Genomic DNA, 17429 nt, shown 5'->3' with positions numbered 1-17429 from the left:
GTGCATATGAAATTAATTCAGTTGGTTAGATTCAGTTTGCTGCTAACTCTCGTGGTGATCATGTTAGGGGCATATACTCGCCTTTCAGATGCAGGGTTAGGTTGCCCGGACTGGCCTGGTTGTTATGGGCACTTTTCTGTACCGCATCAAGAAGAAGACGTCATACGTGCTAACCTGAACTTCCCCGAGCGGGCAGTAGAGCATGAGAAAGCATGGCTTGAGATGATTCATCGCTATTTTGCGGGAACGTTAGGTTTAGTCATTTTTGCGATGGCAGCGATATCAGTAAGGTCTGAGCGTGTAAATTCAACCATTCCGATGTTGCTAAGCGTGTTGGTGATTGGGCAGGCACTTTTGGGAATGTGGACAGTTACTCTTAAATTAATGCCCGTCATCGTGATGCTTCACTTGCTCGGTGGTTTTGTTTTATTGGCGTTACAGGCGATTTTTTACTGCCAATTAAAAGCGCAAAACAATCTCTATTTCTCTCCATCTTCTAGCTCTCTGAGAGGCTTTTCATTGTTGGTTTTTCTGGTTGTTTTGGTGCAAGTGCTCCTTGGAGGATGGACTTCGTCAAATTATGCTGCGCTGATGTGTACCACACTGCCGATTTGTGAGGGAGACTGGATGAGCCATCTCTCATGGAAAGAAGCGTTTTCTTTCTGGCAAACTGGATTCGAGAATTATGAATTTGGTGTCTTGGAGTATCCGGCAAGAATGACTATACACGTCACTCATCGTATAGGCGCTATTGTTACCGCCACCGTGGTATTGGCTTATAGTATTGGGCTTATGAGGCAAGATTCTCATCATTCACAGAGAATTGGAGGGTGGTTGTTATTCACTCTGGTGTGCCAAATTATGCTGGGTGTAAGCAACGTAGTATTTCAACTTCCTATCTATGTCGCGGTGGCGCACAACCTTGGTGCCGCTGTTATGTTGAGTCTTGTTTGTGTTAGCCAGTTTTACTTGTGGCAGGGTAAAACGGCTTGGAATTACACCGCGAAAGGAGTTCGCTATGAGTAAAGAAATCGCGCTGTCGTTAAATGGGCGAAAGCGACTAAGTTCCGTTTATTTGAAGTTAACGAAACCTAAAGTGGTGGCGTTAATGTTGGTGACGGCAGTAGTAGGTATGAGCTTAGCCCCGGTTGATGATTTCCCCTGGTTGCAGGCGGTAGTTGGCCTAACGGGGATTGGTCTGATGGCAGGGTCTGCGGCAGCGTTTAATCATCTAATTGACCGCCGAATTGATGCGAGAATGGCACGTACACACAAACGACCATTGCCATCGGGTGAGACAAAGCCATCATCGGTGATAGCCTTCGCTACAGTTTTAGGTGTCTTAGGGTTTGTACTTCTCTATGCGATGGTCAACCCGCTGACGGCATGGTTGACTTTGATGAGTTTGCTCGGCTATGCGATGGTATACACAATGTACCTCAAACGTGCTACGCCCCAAAATATCGTCATTGCAGGGATTGCCGGTGCGATGCCGCCTCTTCTCGGTTGGACTGCTGTAACAGGGCAATTACATGCGAATGCTTGGCTGCTCGTGATGATCATTTTTATCTGGACGCCACCACATTTTTGGGCTCTCGCTATTCATCGTGTCGAGGATTACCGCAAGGTAGATATTCCCATGCTGCCAGTGACACACGGCATTGAGTACACCAAAACTTCTATTCTGTTGTATACGGTGCTATTGACTTTGGTTTGTGTTCTACCGGTTTTGGTTGGCATGGTCGGCGTGGTGTATCTTTTTGCCTCCCTACTACTCAATGCTGGCTTTATGTACCATGCATGGAAGCTAAAATATGCACCAGAGCCAAATACCGCGATGGAGACGTTTAAATTCTCTATCTATCATCTTTTGGCGTTGTTCATTGCATTGCTTTCGGATCACTATATTGGTTTTTAACCTCTCTTAAAACAGAAAACGCCGCGTGGTTCGCGGCGTTTTTGGTTTTGATACTTTGGCTTTAAGACAAAGCTTTCTAGATTTATTGAATTTCTAGCAGTTCAACATCAAAGATCAAAACACTTGCTGGTGGAATTGGGCCAGAGCCACTCTTACCATAGCCAAGCGTGCTTGGTACGAAAAGGCGGATTTTCTCACCTTCTACCATGTATTGTAGACCTTCTTGCCAGCCTTTAATGACTTGGTTAAGACCAAATGAAATAGGCTCACCACGATTAACAGAGCTATCGAATACCGTGCCATCAATCAAGGTGCCGTGGTAGTGTACTTTTACTTTACTTGTTGCCGTTGGGTGAACCTCACCTTCGCCTTTTTCAAGAACCATGTATTGAAGGCCACTTTCTGTTGTGATGACGCCTTCTTTTTTCGCATTTTCTAGTAAGAATGCTTGGCCTTTGGCAAAGTTTTCATCTGCTACTTTATGGTTTGTCCAAGTACGGTAAATGAAAAAGCCCGCCAAAATAAAAATAATAAGAGGAAACAAAAATTTAGACACGTAATCTCCTTGTCTATTTAGGTTGTTTTAGCAAAAAGTTGATGGTTTCTGCCATGGCTTCAACGCTGTCATGACCACCAGTAATCACTTGATATTTTCCGTTTACGATAAAGGCTGGAACGGAGTTAATTTGGCCGCGAGTCGTGATCGCTTCTGCCTTAGTGATGTACTCAAACAGCGTTTTTTGCTGTGCTTCATCTAAATGGTAAGGGCTGATAAGGTTGCGAGACTCAAAGGCTTTCTCAACAGCGATTTGGCGTTCCTCAGCCGTTGCATCGGCACCCATTTGCACAGCAGTAAAAAGATCTGCCATAAACGCTTTATCTGGTGTTGATTCAAGCTGCATTACGGCAGTATAGAAGATGATGGCGCTCACTTGTGCACTTTCATTGAACGTTACATGCATTTTTTCAACGCTTTGATCGGTCAATGATTCAATTTGAGGGACAAACTCTTCCATTGAGCGGCAGTGGCCACAAGTTAAAGAGAATGCTTCAGTCAGGGGAGCTAAATCATATTCTTCAAGGGATACTGGCAAAACTTCGTATTGTTTGCCTTGCTGAGGCTGACTCTTGCCGCTATCGCATGCCGACAAAGCCATTACGGCAACAACAACAGCAAAGCCTTTCGATATGGTTTTTAACATAGTAGTGCTCTAAATGAGAAATTTGCGTTAGTTTATCGGTTAACGATAGTGACTAAAACCATTAAATAACAATAAAGTGAGACCATTGGTAACAGACTTTGCCTGACGTATGGGCTGTAAGGGTAGGGTATTTTAGTGTTGCTTTTTATTTGAGAGATGATTTTGCATTGACTCCAGTGGCATGAACGCTGCATAGACAAACCAATCGGTGGACAAAAGCGCTAAAGATTCGGCGTGTTTTGTCGACACAATGAACAAGAGTTTTTCTACGTTGGTAATGGTATGAAGCATTGGTTTTTAATTGTTTGTGGCATTCTGGCCGGGTGCAGTAGCCTCGATCAAGATATGGTCCCAGGTGGGAACATTTTAGATACAGCTCCTAAATCAAACACTGAGCTGAGACACCCAGAATGGGGATACCCGAGCGCATCCAATGTGGCTTCTTCCCCTCGTTCATATCAAACGGCGAGGGCGTCAGTAAAAAAGTCGCAAAACGTGACCTCTCTGGAAATGTTCCTGAGCAGGCATAACATTCCTCACGAGACGCTCAGTGGTGGTCACCTGATGATACGTTTGAAAGAGCAAGTGCATTTTCAAACGGGCTCTGCACGGTTATCTGCTCAATCTCAAGACTGGATTCGAAACATTGGTCACTATCTGGCGGGAAGAACTGATGTTGATGTCGTGATTGATGGTCATGCGGATAGTACGGGAGCTGAAAGTTTCAACGACACGCTATCTGAAAAGCGAGCTCGTGAAGTAGAAAAACAATTATTGGCGACGAGTATTCCACGTCAACGAGTGTTTTCTAGAGGCTTCGGAGAGTATGTACCGAAGTGCAGCAATGCGACAGCGAGTGGTAAAGCTTGCAATCGGCGCGTAGAGCTAACATTGATCGTGGATGAATAACGCAGACGTTGGGTGGTAATCTTCGTTGTGTTGTTCTTGCATACCCGTTATTTGCTTAGTGGAGTTTAAGTTCGGAGTTGAGCAAGAAGACTGAATAAGGAAAGCTCGCACGGCAACATTTAGCTAGAAAAAATAGAAAAGAGGCACCGTTAGGTGCCTCTTTTACATCCGCCAATGTTCATAGGGGGAACTTAGGCAAATTCTTTTTCAACGTAAGCGACGATGTCAGATGACTCGTATAACCACTGTGTTTCGCCATCTTTTTCGATACGAAGGCAAGGGACTTTAACTCGCCCACCACCTTGCTCTAGTTCAGCTCGATGAGTAGGATTATTTTTTGCATCACGTAGCTCAATGTTCACCGATTGACGCTTCATTGCACGGCGGACCTTTACGCAAAAAGGGCAGGCTTCAAATTGGTAAAGTGCGTATTGTTTCGCTTTTTCATCAATACGTTGCTGTTCTTCTGCGGTGCGCTTAATACCACGAGGTGAGAACACCGCGTTCAGCAATAAGATAACCTTGCCTAAAATCCAACGGATAAACTTCATAATGATCCCTTGATGTTCATTGGGTAACTGTCCTTTAAGAATGCAATCATGATGCTTGTTGCACTGAGCGTGAAGTCTATCAGTTGTTTGAAATGGATAAAACCATGTATTTTATGCGGAAAATAGACGTTTAAACCAACCCCAAAAGCCACTTGCTGAAGCCGGACGGGCTTCTTTACCTTGATAAAAACTTTGCATGAGTTCGGTTCTGAATGCATCAACGTCCATGCGTTTTATGACAAGCTCATGCTGCAATGTATTTTGAGTCTGCTCGGCATGATCGTGCGCCAAGCTGAAATCCATATTTAAATAGCCTTGCGTGTATAACCAAAGGTGGGTGACTAAGATTAGGTCTTCAGCAGATTGGTTAGTAAACTTATCCGCGAGCTCATTACCCAAGGAGTCAGTCAGAACTTGCTGCATACGCTGGGTAGAGTGAGCATGTTGCTCGTAGTTAGCACTTGCTTCAATATGTGATTTGGTCAAAAGGCCAAGCAGGTGAAGAGTAGGTGCTGTTGTGGGTTTGTTCTCACAAACTTTTGTAAATAGTTGTGACTGTTCTTTTAACCAACGCCGCTTTGCTGCTTTATGTTCTTTAACAAAGGGGATTTCTTCAAATCCCATCTCTTGACTCAGTTCACTAAGAGACGTCATGGTTTTTTAGTTCCTTCACCGTTACTTCGATATGTTGATCATTGATATCAACAAAAATTGAGCTGCCAGTAATCATAACAGAAAGGCTAGTACCTCGGTCAAGATGCTGACAAATCAAGTCGATAGCGTCATAGTCAAAGCTCTCTACGTTGACGGGAAGCATTGAGAACTTTCCTGACATTTTGTCCCACCAGACAGCCGCTTTGGTGTTATAAGTGTAAACTTTTACATGCTTTGCGAGGCGAGAAGCTTTCTTAATTCTGTCTGGTTCTGGTTCGCCAATTTCAATCCAGTGAGTAATGCTTTGATCATCGCCAACATGCCATAAATCAGGCTCTTCAATCGTAGAGAGTCCTTTTGTAAACTCCAGATTGCTTTGAGCATTTAAACAGTAAGCTAGAATGCGAGCCAACATTCGTTGCGGCTTTTCAGAAGGATGAAGGGCGATAGTTAGATTTTTAGAATCGTAATAGTCATTATTCATATCGGAAATGGCGATACGAAATTTGTAAATGGTTGGTTTAAGAGCCATAGATTTATATCGTTTTGTTGGCAAAATAAGTTTTAGGCAAAAAAATAGCCAGCTTTAAAAGCTGGCTATCGTATCAAATTCTTTAAGAATTAAAGTACTTTGATTTGCTCTGCTTGAGGGCCTTTTTGACCTTGAGAGATAACAAATTCTACTTTCTGGCCTTCAACTAGAGTACGGAAGCCGTCACCAGTGATTGCAGAGAAGTGAGCAAATACGTCAGGACCGTTTTCTTGTTGAATGAAACCGAAGCCTTTAGTTTCGTTGAACCACTTAACTGTGCCAGTAGCTGTGTTAGACATGTCTATTTCCTAAATATCTAAATAATGTAATCTTTCGCCTCAACGGCGCTTATAGCGTGGAAAAATAAATTGCTATTGCGTACCACAGGACGACGGGTTACAAGTAATCCAACGAAATGTGAAAACAAAGAACTTTCTTTCTAGCCGTGTTTGAGTCTAGGTTAATTCCACGAAGAGTCAACATATATTAGTGCTTTATGGACAAATATTTGTATTTAGTCACTATTTAACCAGCATGTTTTTGATTAAATTTCAAATAAATGACGGTGATGTGAAGTTTTTTAGCATAAAATTCAACTAAATCTATAAATTTGACTTATTTATATAATTATTGTCCAATCTGGTTCGACCATTAAGGAGGATTTATGGCAAAGCGTAAAATCAGTCCTCAACCGAGTGGCTCACAACATGAGACCGACTTCGGCAGAGGTGAAATCAAAGACAACGCGTTAAAAGCGGTTGTTACCAGTCAGCTGTTCCAAACACGAGTCGTTAAAGCGAAAAAAGGTAAAGGTAGCTTCAGCCGTAAAATGAAGCATAGAGGCAAAGAGCCCTATTCAAAGTTCTCCCCAAGGTGGATTTTGAATAGGGCTTTTTTGTTGGTACTAGGTATTTGCAAAACTGATGATATTCAATTTTTAGTACCAGATAAGTTTTCCTAATTTATCATGTACTGCTTCAACTGCTTCAGCGAACTAGGCGTTGAAAGTACCAATTAAGTACTAAAACTTACTAAGTTAGATTCATATCAATAAGCGTCACTTCCTGTCTTATGCAAGTCTACTATATCTTTAGTCTAATCAAACAGCCGAGATTATGGTTTAAAAAGACTGGTGAGAAGTAGGTATGTCATCGACGAGTTATGGTACTTATGGTTGCAAATGTAAAAAAGCGTGTGCTTCTTTATTACTACTGTGGCTGTCCATTTGTCCGATGGCGCATGCGCACAAATCAGAGTCTCATTCTTTAATTGTTGCTAACTCCAAAGCGTGGAAGCCGCTCTCTTACCTTAGCCCAGATGGTGAACCTAAAGGTATTTTAATCGACTTTTGGAAAGAGTACGCGGCGAACAACCAAATCGACGTTCAGTTTCTCCTTTTGGATTGGGATGCTTCTTTGCAAGCCGTAAAAGAGGGTAAGGCTGACTTTCACGGAGGACTTGTCTACTCGCCCGAAAGAGCGAAGTATATGGACTTTGGCGCAGTCATAATGCCTATCCAAACCAAATTGTACGTAAATAAAGATGTACTTTCGGTTGATATCAGGAGTGTTTTAACTGGCGAAATGACGCTGCCAATTGGCGTTGTTAAAGGAAGTTACGAGTCTGAGTTTGTTCAGACGAATTACCCGAATGCACCTATCGCAGAATACATTAACAATGATTCGATGATACAAGCCGCCGTCGATAAAAAGGTGCTGTACTTCGTTGCAGACCTGCAAGTTGCTAACTTTTATATGGCAACCACGCCGGGAGCGGGTATGTTTGTCCCGACAATTAGCTTATATAGTAAAGATCTTCGGATTGCAGCAGGAATGCACAGTGCAACTTCCATTTTAGAGGTATCACGAGCGTTTGAAAAAGTCATCGATACGGATCGTGAGCGGATCCTCACCCGTTGGAGTGTGGTGAAAACGGTTTATCCACTTTATCTTTTCCCTATTGCTATTTTCATTATGGCGGTCGCAACGCTTTATCATATTTTTGCCCTCAAACGTATGGTTGCTCTTCGGACAAGGCAATTAACGATTGCCAATCAGCAATTGCTGGAGATGACGTTGACGGATTCTCTCACAAAGCTATACAACCGTAGACACCTGATTGAGCAATTGGCGCTACTGAATCATTTGAAGCGAAACTTAACGGTGATGGTGTTTGATATTGATGATTTTAAATCAATCAATGATCGATATGGCCACCTTGCTGGAGACCGAGCAATAGTTGCCATCGCAGAAGCCGCTAAGTCGATGACTGATGACCGAATGACATTGGCGAGAATTGGAGGAGAAGAGTTCGCACTCGTTACGTCGTCTCTGTCAGAGCGAGAAGCGCTCAATTTTGCCAATATGCTTTGTAAAGCCGTTTACGATCAGCCTGTTATACTGGGCGGACAAGCAATTCATTTGAGTATCAGTTTGGGCTGTGCTTACTATCCTGAGTTTACCCACATCGTGAGCTTGCAAGATGCTGACGAGTTGATGTATCAAGGTAAGTCTGAAGGAAAGAATCGTGCAGTTTTCCAAGTTATAACAGACTGTCAGCTTCAACCTGCGCTTCGTCAAGTGAATTAGATCTCGCTAATTCAACTGATACTTCAAACCATCCTCAAGCCTCAAAGTTTTAGTCAGAGTAAGGTGGTAAGCGTTGACGACCACGTTGCGTTGTTTTCTTTGAGGCCAATTTGCGTACAAATACTATCACTTTCATATATATAAACCCCCGCTTGCTCACGTTTTTATCATAGAAGCAGTAATTGTTTTAAAGTGATAAGTGATTTCTTGGTAAAGATCAGAACCCCTGTCTACACTCAGTGTAAAGTAATGCATATAAAGCATGATGCATACAGTGTTGTACAAAAACAATTAAAGAAGATAAGAAATAAGTTGGCTTGAGAAGGACGGGGAATGAACAACGAATGCTTTGCTAGGTTCCGAGCTGTCACGGATGAACTGTCAATGAAAGAATCGTTGTCAGTTGGGAAAGACCCTTATGCTCACTATCTCAAAGATATTGTGGGCATTGATTTGTTGTCTCGTGAAGAGGAGTTGCATTACGCCAAACTTAATCGAGCTGGTGATGAAGAAGCGCGCGAAATGTTGATTGAGTCTAATCTTCGACTTGTTGTGAAAATCGCAAAAGGCTACCTCAAACGGCCAGGCAATAACTTTACTCTGCTCGATTTAATAGAAGAAGGTAATATTGGTTTGATAAAAGCGGTCGATAAGTTCGATCCTGAGCCAGGCTACCGTTTTTCTACTTATGCGGTATGGTGGATTCGCGAGAATATAGAAGCGGCATTAATGAACAATGGCCGCACGGTACGTTTACCTGCTCATGTGTGCAAAGAGATAAATAGCCTGGCTTTAAAAAAGCTCGATGCGTCAAAAAGTGAGAGCAAGGAGTTGTCTATTTCTGAACTCTCACGCTGCTCAGGGGTGAAAGCAGAGCGTATAGATGAACTTGTTGCGCTTAGTGGCTTTATTGATGTATCGACCACTGCGGACCTACATCGCGTTCCATTTGTTCTTGAACTGTGTGAAAGTGAGTATACGCCAGATCCACAACAAGACTGTGAAAATCAGTGCTTTACTCAAGCTATTGAAAATATTATTAAAACCTTGCCAACTAAGTTGCAGAAAGTCTTAATCCATCGATTCGGATTATTTGACCAGAGAGTGAAAACCTTGTCGGAAATAGGCCTGTTGTTAAACGTGTCTAACGAGCGTGTTCGTCAGATGCAGATAGAGGCGGTTGAACGCGTGCAGAAACGTCTCCGATTCGATGGTTGGGTTTAAGATTTTTAGCCCCTTATCCTAGCCGATTAATTTACTGGCTTGCTACTCTGTTCTTCCGTAAGTAACAGCAGCTCAAGCTGTGCTTTAGCTGCTGCCTCCAATCTCCATACACTCAATAATCGGTTAAGTGCTGCGCGATAAGCACGACTTTTGAGTAAAAAAGCGAGCGTACTTGTGTAGTTGTTTACGACTTGCGCTTGTGTCTCGACTAATGCGGTTTTGTTTTCGATGTCGATGTGTTGAAGGTTAAAGTCAGGAAGAAACGCACACTCATACCATACCTCTACAATTTCACGAATTTCGAGTTCTTCTTCAGGCACGTCGAAGTCTTGTAACTGGTAGTTTTCTGGTATCGTTGATAAATAAACCACATCCAATTTGTCTGCAACAAATGTATACATCGGATTCCTTAGTGTACGCGCTTACAGAGTAAATAGTCTCATCGTTTACATTTTTGTCAATGACCGTGCTCAAGTATGAATGATGAACCACACCACATTCCGAACTTAACTTAGACTTTTTAAGTACTTATCGGTTAACCCGAAATATTTCAGGTTGCCATCTGGCTCCAAGACTAAGCTCATGTTGGATGTAGAGATCATGCCCGGATCATTCGTTGAGAAAATAACGGTCTTATTGAGTAGTTTGTCGCTGAATAACCGCTTGAAGTAGTGCGAGTTTTCTTGCTCAGCACCATTAAATGGCTCGTCAATGATAATCAAAGATTGTTCGCAGTTACCTAGCCCTAATGCGAGCCGCAGTCTTTGTTGAATACCATTTGGTAAACTTTTACAGATATCAACGCTCAATTGAGTGTCCAGGCCTTGTGGCAACCATGTATCGAGCTCAAAGAAACTCACCATTTCACGCATTTTTTCTGTTGGGATTAACCCATTATGCAAGATGAAGTTAGTCTCCAAGGAGCCTTCAAAAATATGCAGGTTAAACGGGACGTAGTTAATCGAGGTTCGATAGCGGTAACTGTTGAATTGTTTGATGTTATAACCGTCCACCGAAACTGAGCCTTGATAGCGTTCCTCTAGCCCAGCGATAATAGAAATGAGCGTCGTTTTACCGCAACCTGTTGGTCCACAAATCACAACTTTTGCGCCCGGTGGAATTTTAAAACCAAGATTAGTTAAGCCTGTTGCCGCACCACTATAACGATGGCTCACACCAGAGCCGACGATACTACCTTGAAATAGGCGAATAGGGGGGCTTTTCTCTAACGTTAGCTTATCGTCATTCATCGCCATAAGGTTGTTGATTTGCGCAGAAGACGCCTTAATGGATTGGAACTTAGAAATAGAGTTGTAGATGCCCATAATAGGCCCCAACGCCTTCCAGACTAAAATTACGGTAGCAAGCATTGCACCTGCATCGGAGGTGCCGTCCATCACGCCGATAACGGCCGCGACGATACTTGCGGTACCAATAACCTGAATCAAACTCCCGCCTGCTGCCTGAACCCTGCTATTAGTCACTGAAACATGTTCTGCATCGTTGGTGCTTTGTAAATGCGATGCGCTAAAGCGGGACTGGATAACACGCAACAATGGCAAGCCTTGGATGGTTTTTATACCACGAAGAATCTCATTCCATTGGTAAGAAACCATGGCGTTGGCGCGAGAGCTCTTGGACGTGGCTTGCGAGTAGATGTAACGAGAATAAACACAGAACACCAACATTAGAATCAACCCCGCCATAACGACTAGCGCCGCGGTACCAGACATAAGAGCAATGGCAATAATGAATACGATAACAAACGGCATGTCGAAGTAGCTTAATGTTGACTCTGCGGTTACCAAACGGCGGAAAGTGTCGATGTCTTTCAAACGTGCTAACTGAGAAGAGACACCAGCGGTAGATGTCATCGAATAAGGAAGCCACAACAGTTTGGATATTACGTTTTGAGAAATATGCACCGCCAAATCCTTCCCTGATGTGGCGATGATGTTGACCCGCATTTTCTTGAAAAAGTATTCCGAAAACCCAACAATCACGGCAAACAACGTGAGCCAATAGAGCGTGGCTTGCGAGCTAGACGTCAAGGCGAAGTTGTACACACTCATAATAAAAAAGGGCTGGAGTGCGCCGAGAATACTGACCACGAAGCTGAGGATAATCAGGCTCTTGAGTTCATTGTTGTAGCGATAAAACGCGTATTTAATCCAGTTACTGCGGTCTTGAGATTCAGGTGGCGGCTCTCGGAACAAGCGCGAGTATTCGCTGATCGAGACCAACAAACATGGCTTCTTGCAGAGCGGGTATTCAATGGTGTTGTTATTGGTGTAATCAAACAGGATCAGTTTGCCGTCTTTGGTGCCCAAGAAAATCGCAGTGAGGTTTTCGATCTCGATAAAACAAGGATGAGGGTGCCCCTCGATGTGTTCCAACGTTTTTAATTTGGTGACGTCACAACGGTAACCAAGGCGTTCAATCGTGGCAACAAAACTGTCGCTGTCTTTTGGTTTAGGGATAAAAGCGTCACTGAGGATAGAAGGTGTGCCTTCCCATTCAAGCGCAATGAGGGTGTAAGCTAAACCACGAATCAAAGGTGACTGATTGTATCGCTCGTCATAACTGCGAGCCTCAAAGTCCAACAAGCGCTGAGGGACATTATTAAAATCAACCAAAATACTCATTGGTCACCTCCGGTAAGTTTGACGCGTTTGAGGCGATGATTGAGCTTGTCCATCTTATTGCTGACGATGATGAGTATTTTGTCGTTGGCGCGATAGGCAGTACTGGTCAAAACCAATCGAGCAAAGTCGTCATCATAAACACAGTCGATGTCGTCGAAGATCAACACACGTTTGTTCGCGAGTAAGGCACGCACCAACAACAGGGCATAAGCGACTTGGCGAGAGAATGGGTTGCGTAAATGTCCTTTAAGCTCGGTGTAAAAACCAGCGGGAAGGGCATCGATTTGTGCTTTGATGTTCATGGTTTCGCAAAGCGCAAATGCCGTGTTATTTAAGCTTGGGCGGAAACAAGTCAAGTTGTCGATGATGGTGCCTTCGACGAACGAACTGGTTTTGTCGACCATGAGCACGCTATTACGCCAGACGTTGTAGTTGACGTCATCGAGTGGTGTCTCGTTGATCTTAATGTCCAGTTTGTTGTCGGTGTTTTGCCGCGTAATGCAATTGGCAAGATGGGTTTTGCCTGCGCCGCTTTTCCCCGTCAGCAAGTAAGCCTGACCACGTTCAAACTCGATGCGTTGCTTTTCCGAATACTTCACCGAGATGCGCTCGACTTCTGTCGTATCATTTTGTTGTTCTACAGATGCCGCAAGCTCAAGCAGCTCGGCGATACGTTGAATATGAAGCTTGTTCAACTCCCATCGACTCACCGTGCGCATTACTTGCTGGTATGGCGCGAAGTAGCGGTTGGTAAGCATGATGATGGCAGCCATGATGCCTTGGCTAGATTGCATGTTGATAACTGCCGTTGCCAAAACTACCACCACACAAGCAATGGAGAGCTGTTGTATGAGCGACAAGATAAGGCTGAAGTTCGATTCAATTTGCTCGTATTTGATGTTCTCGACTTCACGCTCTTCCACCATTTGTGTCATGAGGCTCTCAACGCGATATTCCATATTGCGCGCTTTGATATCGAGTGGGCTAGAGATGATCTCGATGATTTTAGAAGTAGTTAAGCCTTCGATGTCGGATTTGTTTTCTAAGCTGTTGATTTTCTGCTTAGATAGGCTCAGTGCGAACACCGCCAAAATGATGGAGGCGAGCAAGATGGTCACTCCCGCCCAAATGTTGATCACACCGATAATCAGAATGGTCAGTATGCTGACGGCAAGGTTGATCAATGCCCGTACAGATTCTCCGCCAAAGAAGGATTTAATCTCGGGAATGGTGGCAATACGCTCTAAGTATTCACCGGGTTCTAGGCGACGAAACTTCGATATCTCAGCCAAACAGATGGATTGAAACACTTTGTTGGTTAAGTTGGTTTCGAATTGCTTCATGATCACCGACGAAATCTTCTCTTCCTGATTCTTTAAGTGATAGTCGAGGAAGATGGTGATCAAGATAATGGCAAACAGAAGAAACAGCGTGTCTTTAGCTTGGTTAGGTAAAACACGGTCAAAGATAATCAGAATCGAAAAGGGCAACACTAAACCAAACAGTGTTGAGATGACCGTTGAGAAAGTCAGATAACACTTGTCAGCAAAGTTAATCTTCTGGGAAAAATGCTCAGTTTGCATTGCGACCTCCTTTCTTAATCGATGGTTTGGAGAGAAGGTGTTTTGGAACTAAGTCTTGATTGCTTCTGCCTTCGATATCGCTCATCAACTGCATGATGCTTTCGATGGATTGCACCGACAGCATGCCTTTGATTTGCTCAAGATTGATCGATTCAATGATGTAGTCATAACGCGCGCTCTCGTAATCACGTAGCGCGCTAAACAGTTTACTTTCTGCTGCCAGTAAGTCGGTAATGGTTCGCGTACCAAGCTGGTAAGCGCGCTGAATGCCTTTGTAGGAGGCGTAGTTAGCTCGGATGATATTCTCGTAACTGCTAATAGCGCGGGAGAAGTCATTAATGTTGAGTACCGAGGTGTTAACGCTATTGCGCGTCGTGAACAATGAATCTTGGTACAGTAGCTCGGTTCGCTCGATGGCAGTCGACGATTTTTGATAACCGTAGTAATCCGAACCGCCGGAGAAAATCGGCACATTCAAGTTCAAACCGACGCTGGTGGAGTTACTGTCCCCTGTTGCGGTGGGGTCGGTTCGGTCATAGTTGTTCGCATCGTCATAACGGTAACTGGCAGAGAGTGACACGGTCGGCACAAAGTTTGAACCGCTTTCTTTCAACCCTCTTCGGCTGCGTTCTACGGTTTTCTTCGCAACCAATAAATCGTTATTGAGCTTCAAAGCTTGTTCAAGAATCGCGCGTTGTTCGGATTCGCTGATTTCCGCCAAGGGCACGCTTTCGTAGATGTCCTGCGATGGGGTGACTGGATATTGAACTTGAATCTCTAAACCGTTCAAAATCACACGTCGATCTTTCTCTAAGGTTCTTAAGCGGTTGGCAATGCCTTCTTTCTGAGCAATTACCTCATACAACTCGCTCGCCGCAGTGTTGCCAAGCTCCACGTTGCGACGCATTTGGCGCTCACGTGTTTCAGACGATTTAAGCTCGACTTTGGTGGCTTTGATTTGCGCGTTGTTTTTCAGGTACTCGAAATATTGCGTCGCGATTTCAGAAATGGTGCTCTGGATTTTGTTCTCGTGTTTGATTTCTTCAATGTTGAAATCAAGTTTCGCGGTGCCGTATTTGAAGATGTCGCCAAGGTTAAACACTGATTGAGATAAAGACACGCTGTAGCTGTTTGAGTTGTAGCTAGAACGCGTATCCGGTGTTCCCGTTAATATGGTCTCGTTTTCATTCCATGTGGTATCAGCAGCACCGTTTAAAGAGGGTAGGAACTTAGAGCGGCTAATGTCGATGTTGTATTCGTTTTCTTCCACGCCTTTGTCACTAGCGCGCAGAGATAAGTTGTTTTCCAAGCCGAGTTTGACCGCCTCAAGCAAGGTGGTCGCCATTGCCGAAGGAGCATTGCTCAATGTAAGCGCTGCCAATACGCAGCTAGTTAAGTTTCTGTACCGCCACATACTTGTTGATCACCTTGATGATTTCGTCGTTTTTATAAGGTTTGCTGATCACGTAATCCATTCCAGCTTCGATACAAGCTTGGTGTTCATTACTGCTGGTCAATGCTGTCGCACCTATGATGGTGCAGGGGTTTTGTCCGTTCTCTTGTTCGTATTGTCGAATGCGTTTGGTTGCTTCAATACCGCCCATGCCTGGCATGATGCAGTCCATAAAAATGATATCCGAGCGCTGATTCATGAAGTGCTGAACGGCGTCTGCGCCATCGCCAACGGTATCGGCTTCGTATTCTTGCTTGCTCAAAATACGTTTGAGTAGAATCTGTTGAACACGGTCATCCTCAACAATCAGGAATGAGCTGTTCTCCATCTGATCTTCTGAGGCTTCCGCTTCCATGATTGCTAAAAGATTGGGGATGAACTCATACGGAATCGCAGGAGAGTTCAGAATCTTGTCGACAAAGGTATGGCTCTCTTGTGCTTGCTGAGTGCTAGTGACTGAAAGCAGCAATTTAGTATTCGGGTGATTGCGCAGTTGCGATTTCACCGTTTTGCTCAGTGAGGGCAGCTTGTTTGGCTCGAACGTGTCGGTCAGCATGATGGCATCGTATTCGCCAAAGGTTTTTGCCGCAGAGAAGAGTTCGTTCGGCGTTCGAATTGGCGTAATCTCTAAGCCCAAGTTGACTAACATTTTGTTCATCACATCAATGCGCAGCTGAGAGTTGGCACACAGTAATAGGCGCTTATTGTCGAAGCGAGTTTTCTCGGTGTGGAAGCTTTTGGCTTTCAAATCGAGCTGAATTTGAAAACGTTCCTGATTGCCCGATTGATACCAATGGCTCTCGTAATAGCCATAATCTTTCAACACGCTTTTCGCCAAATCGTCTTTGGTTGCAGTGTGCTGTTTATGGTCGCTCCAGTGTAGGGTATTGAGCTTGGCAAGCGGCACATCCAGCGTGGTTAAGAAGTTTAGATTGATGGTCAGGCGGGTATTTTCAATGTCTGACGCCGCACCTGATTCAATGGTGACAAACAGTTTCTTGTCGGCTTTGAGTTGGATGGCATTTGATAGCTGTAGGAACAACACCCAGAATAAGCTGGTGGATTGTCCTTCAACACGGTTTGGTAAGTTATCTGAGATAAAGCAGTCTAGCTCACCTTCATTGCGCTGCACTTTTGAACTGATGTGAATCATCAATTCAGACAGTACATTCAGCAGTGAAAACTCTTTCGATTTGCTCTCGGTCCCTTGTGAAATGAGTCGGTTGTAGTTCTCTGCCAATTCAGACAGGGTATTGGCAGCCGAGGTTATATCTTGCGCCATCAACACTCCGCTCTCATCGGTCTCTTGAACGAGATATTGCACGCCGCCGTTAATGGTGTTGGTGATGCCACGAATCTCGTAACCAATCAGAGCATAGAGCTGCTTGTAGAGATCGTTATTGCGTTTTTGCTCTTCGAGTTTGCTGAAAATCAGTTTTAGGTGTGAGTAGATCTGACGCTGCTTCGGATTGATGCTCACTTCATTCAGCAACTCTTCCAACCTTTGTAAATCCAGTTGTTTGAGTTCTTGATAAAGCTCATCGAATTCTTGGTCAATGTCACGCTCATTCGAGCTGGATTTTTTCAGTTTAAGGATTGCCACCAAGTTCGATAGCACTGCGATACCAACCAGTACGACAACGACCACAAACAACCAAATGAAGAACTCGTTTTTCTCCATCATTAGGTCGCTCGCATGGTTGTTAAATATGGTCCTGTAGTTGTCGTCCATTTGTAGGTAGTTATTGGTGAGCGAGAGGTACAGTGCCAACACATCGTCGCGTGTTTTTTGGCTGTCTGAGAAGCGATTGATTGCCAGTTCAAGCTGCGTGTATTCGGTCGCGCCCACCAAGCTAAACTCGGTTTTGTTGAGTGACGCGAGCGACTTAAATTGGTCAATTTCGTCTTTCAGAACCTCAAAATCAAGCTCTGTTGTACTGCAATAACGTGCGCTTAAACAGCGTTGAAGCGTTTGAATATCAAACTCGATAGTTTGGTTGAGCTGTTGAGCTTGAACCAAAAGAGGCGCGTTTTGCACTTTCTTGACTGAATCCACTTTTTCCCAAGAGATATACAAATAAAAGGCGAGGGCAGCCAGCATCAAGCTGAAAGCGATGCTTAGGCGCATAACAGGAACGGAAATATTGTAAGAAGGTTTGCTACTCATCCA

At 44.1% G+C, this 17429-nt stretch carries 17 protein-coding genes; 6 read left to right on the top strand and 11 right to left on the bottom strand.

Annotation, left to right across the window (positions count from 1 at the left end):
- Positions 1–6: 6 nt before the first annotated feature.
- Both R7Q11_RS21995 and cyoE read left to right on the top strand, forming a co-directional pair.
- A complete protein-coding gene (locus R7Q11_RS21995) occupies positions 7–1026 on the top strand; it encodes a COX15/CtaA family protein (protein WP_017635865.1) in 1020 nt (339 codons plus the stop codon).
- Entirely contained in the window at positions 1019–1918 is a 900-nt protein-coding gene (gene cyoE, locus R7Q11_RS21990; protein WP_005385222.1) for a heme o synthase, read from the top strand. The genes R7Q11_RS21995 and cyoE overlap by 8 nt, the downstream gene beginning before the upstream one ends.
- Positions 1919–2000: 82 nt before the next feature.
- On the opposite strand, the gene R7Q11_RS21985 is transcribed toward cyoE, so the two are convergent.
- On the bottom strand, positions 2001–2474 hold the full coding sequence (locus tag R7Q11_RS21985; protein WP_005375638.1) for an FKBP-type peptidyl-prolyl cis-trans isomerase: 474 nt from the start codon (positions 2472–2474) through the stop codon (positions 2001–2003).
- A 13-nt stretch (positions 2475–2487) separates the two neighbouring features.
- Positions 2488–3120 carry a thiol:disulfide interchange protein DsbA/DsbL gene (locus R7Q11_RS21980; RefSeq protein WP_005375635.1) on the bottom strand — a complete coding sequence of 211 codons (633 nt, stop codon included), beginning with the start codon at positions 3118–3120 and terminating at the stop codon, positions 2488–2490.
- A gap of 282 nt (positions 3121–3402) precedes the next feature.
- On the opposite strand from R7Q11_RS21980, the gene R7Q11_RS21975 reads away from it, so the two are divergent.
- Entirely contained in the window at positions 3403–4029 is a 627-nt protein-coding gene (locus tag R7Q11_RS21975) for an OmpA family protein (RefSeq protein ID WP_025768460.1), read from the top strand.
- Between the two features lie 191 nt (positions 4030–4220).
- Here R7Q11_RS21975 and R7Q11_RS21970 read toward each other — a convergent pair whose 3' ends face one another.
- The 4 genes from R7Q11_RS21970 to R7Q11_RS21955 all read right to left on the bottom strand — a co-directional run bounded on the left by R7Q11_RS21970 (position 4221) and on the right by R7Q11_RS21955 (position 6065).
- Entirely contained in the window at positions 4221–4580 is a 360-nt protein-coding gene (locus tag R7Q11_RS21970; RefSeq protein ID WP_005375631.1) for a glutaredoxin family protein, read from the bottom strand.
- Between the two features lie 111 nt (positions 4581–4691).
- A complete protein-coding gene (locus R7Q11_RS21965; RefSeq protein ID WP_053303766.1) occupies positions 4692–5234 on the bottom strand; it encodes a hypothetical protein in 543 nt (180 codons plus the stop codon).
- Positions 5221–5766 (bottom strand): YaeQ family protein, encoded by a 546-nt coding sequence (locus tag R7Q11_RS21960; protein WP_005375627.1) that lies wholly within the window; start codon positions 5764–5766, stop codon positions 5221–5223. Before R7Q11_RS21960 ends, R7Q11_RS21965 begins: the two co-directional genes overlap by 14 nt.
- Positions 5767–5855: 89 nt before the next feature.
- On the bottom strand, positions 5856–6065 hold the full coding sequence (locus R7Q11_RS21955; protein WP_005375625.1) for a cold-shock protein: 210 nt from the start codon (positions 6063–6065) through the stop codon (positions 5856–5858).
- A 365-nt stretch (positions 6066–6430) separates the two neighbouring features.
- On the opposite strand from R7Q11_RS21955, the gene R7Q11_RS21950 reads away from it, so the two are divergent.
- From R7Q11_RS21950 to R7Q11_RS21940, 3 genes are all read left to right on the top strand, one after another.
- Positions 6431–6727, top strand: a complete 297-nt coding sequence (locus R7Q11_RS21950) for an alternative ribosome-rescue factor A (protein WP_042521482.1) — start codon at positions 6431–6433, stop codon at positions 6725–6727.
- A gap of 184 nt (positions 6728–6911) precedes the next feature.
- Positions 6912–8354: a diguanylate cyclase domain-containing protein gene (locus R7Q11_RS21945; RefSeq protein WP_042521481.1), complete on the top strand. Its 1443-nt coding sequence runs from the start codon at positions 6912–6914 to the stop codon at positions 8352–8354.
- Between the two features lie 333 nt (positions 8355–8687).
- Positions 8688–9578 carry an RNA polymerase sigma factor RpoD/SigA gene (locus R7Q11_RS21940; RefSeq protein WP_017635872.1) on the top strand — a complete coding sequence of 297 codons (891 nt, stop codon included), beginning with the start codon at positions 8688–8690 and terminating at the stop codon, positions 9576–9578.
- Positions 9579–9604: 26 nt separating this feature from the next.
- Here the strand turns inward: R7Q11_RS21940 and R7Q11_RS21935 are convergent, their stop codons facing one another.
- The 5 genes from R7Q11_RS21935 to R7Q11_RS21915 all read right to left on the bottom strand — a co-directional run bounded on the left by R7Q11_RS21935 (position 9605) and on the right by R7Q11_RS21915 (position 17426).
- The gene (locus R7Q11_RS21935; RefSeq protein ID WP_025768457.1) at positions 9605–9979 is read right to left on the bottom strand and encodes a hypothetical protein; all 375 of its coding nucleotides are present in this window, start codon (positions 9977–9979) and stop codon (positions 9605–9607) included.
- Positions 9980–10084: 105 nt separating this feature from the next.
- Entirely contained in the window at positions 10085–12223 is a 2139-nt protein-coding gene (locus tag R7Q11_RS21930; RefSeq protein WP_053303764.1) for an ATP-binding cassette domain-containing protein, read from the bottom strand.
- Positions 12220–13806 carry an ATP-binding cassette domain-containing protein gene (locus tag R7Q11_RS21925; protein WP_053303763.1) on the bottom strand — a complete coding sequence of 529 codons (1587 nt, stop codon included), beginning with the start codon at positions 13804–13806 and terminating at the stop codon, positions 12220–12222. The genes R7Q11_RS21930 and R7Q11_RS21925 overlap by 4 nt, the downstream gene beginning before the upstream one ends.
- Positions 13796–15220, bottom strand: coding sequence for a TolC family protein (locus R7Q11_RS21920; RefSeq protein WP_017821589.1), 1425 nt, complete (start codon positions 15218–15220; stop codon positions 13796–13798). The genes R7Q11_RS21925 and R7Q11_RS21920 overlap by 11 nt, the downstream gene beginning before the upstream one ends.
- Positions 15195–17426 carry a response regulator gene (locus R7Q11_RS21915; RefSeq protein ID WP_225466719.1) on the bottom strand — a complete coding sequence of 744 codons (2232 nt, stop codon included), beginning with the start codon at positions 17424–17426 and terminating at the stop codon, positions 15195–15197. Before R7Q11_RS21915 ends, R7Q11_RS21920 begins: the two co-directional genes overlap by 26 nt.
- Positions 17427–17429: the final 3 nt, after the last annotated feature.

It is taken from the genome of Vibrio sp. 970 (assembly GCF_033339075.1).
The sequence above is the reverse complement of the archived record's forward strand: the minus strand, read 5'-3'. Positions and strand labels throughout refer to the sequence as shown.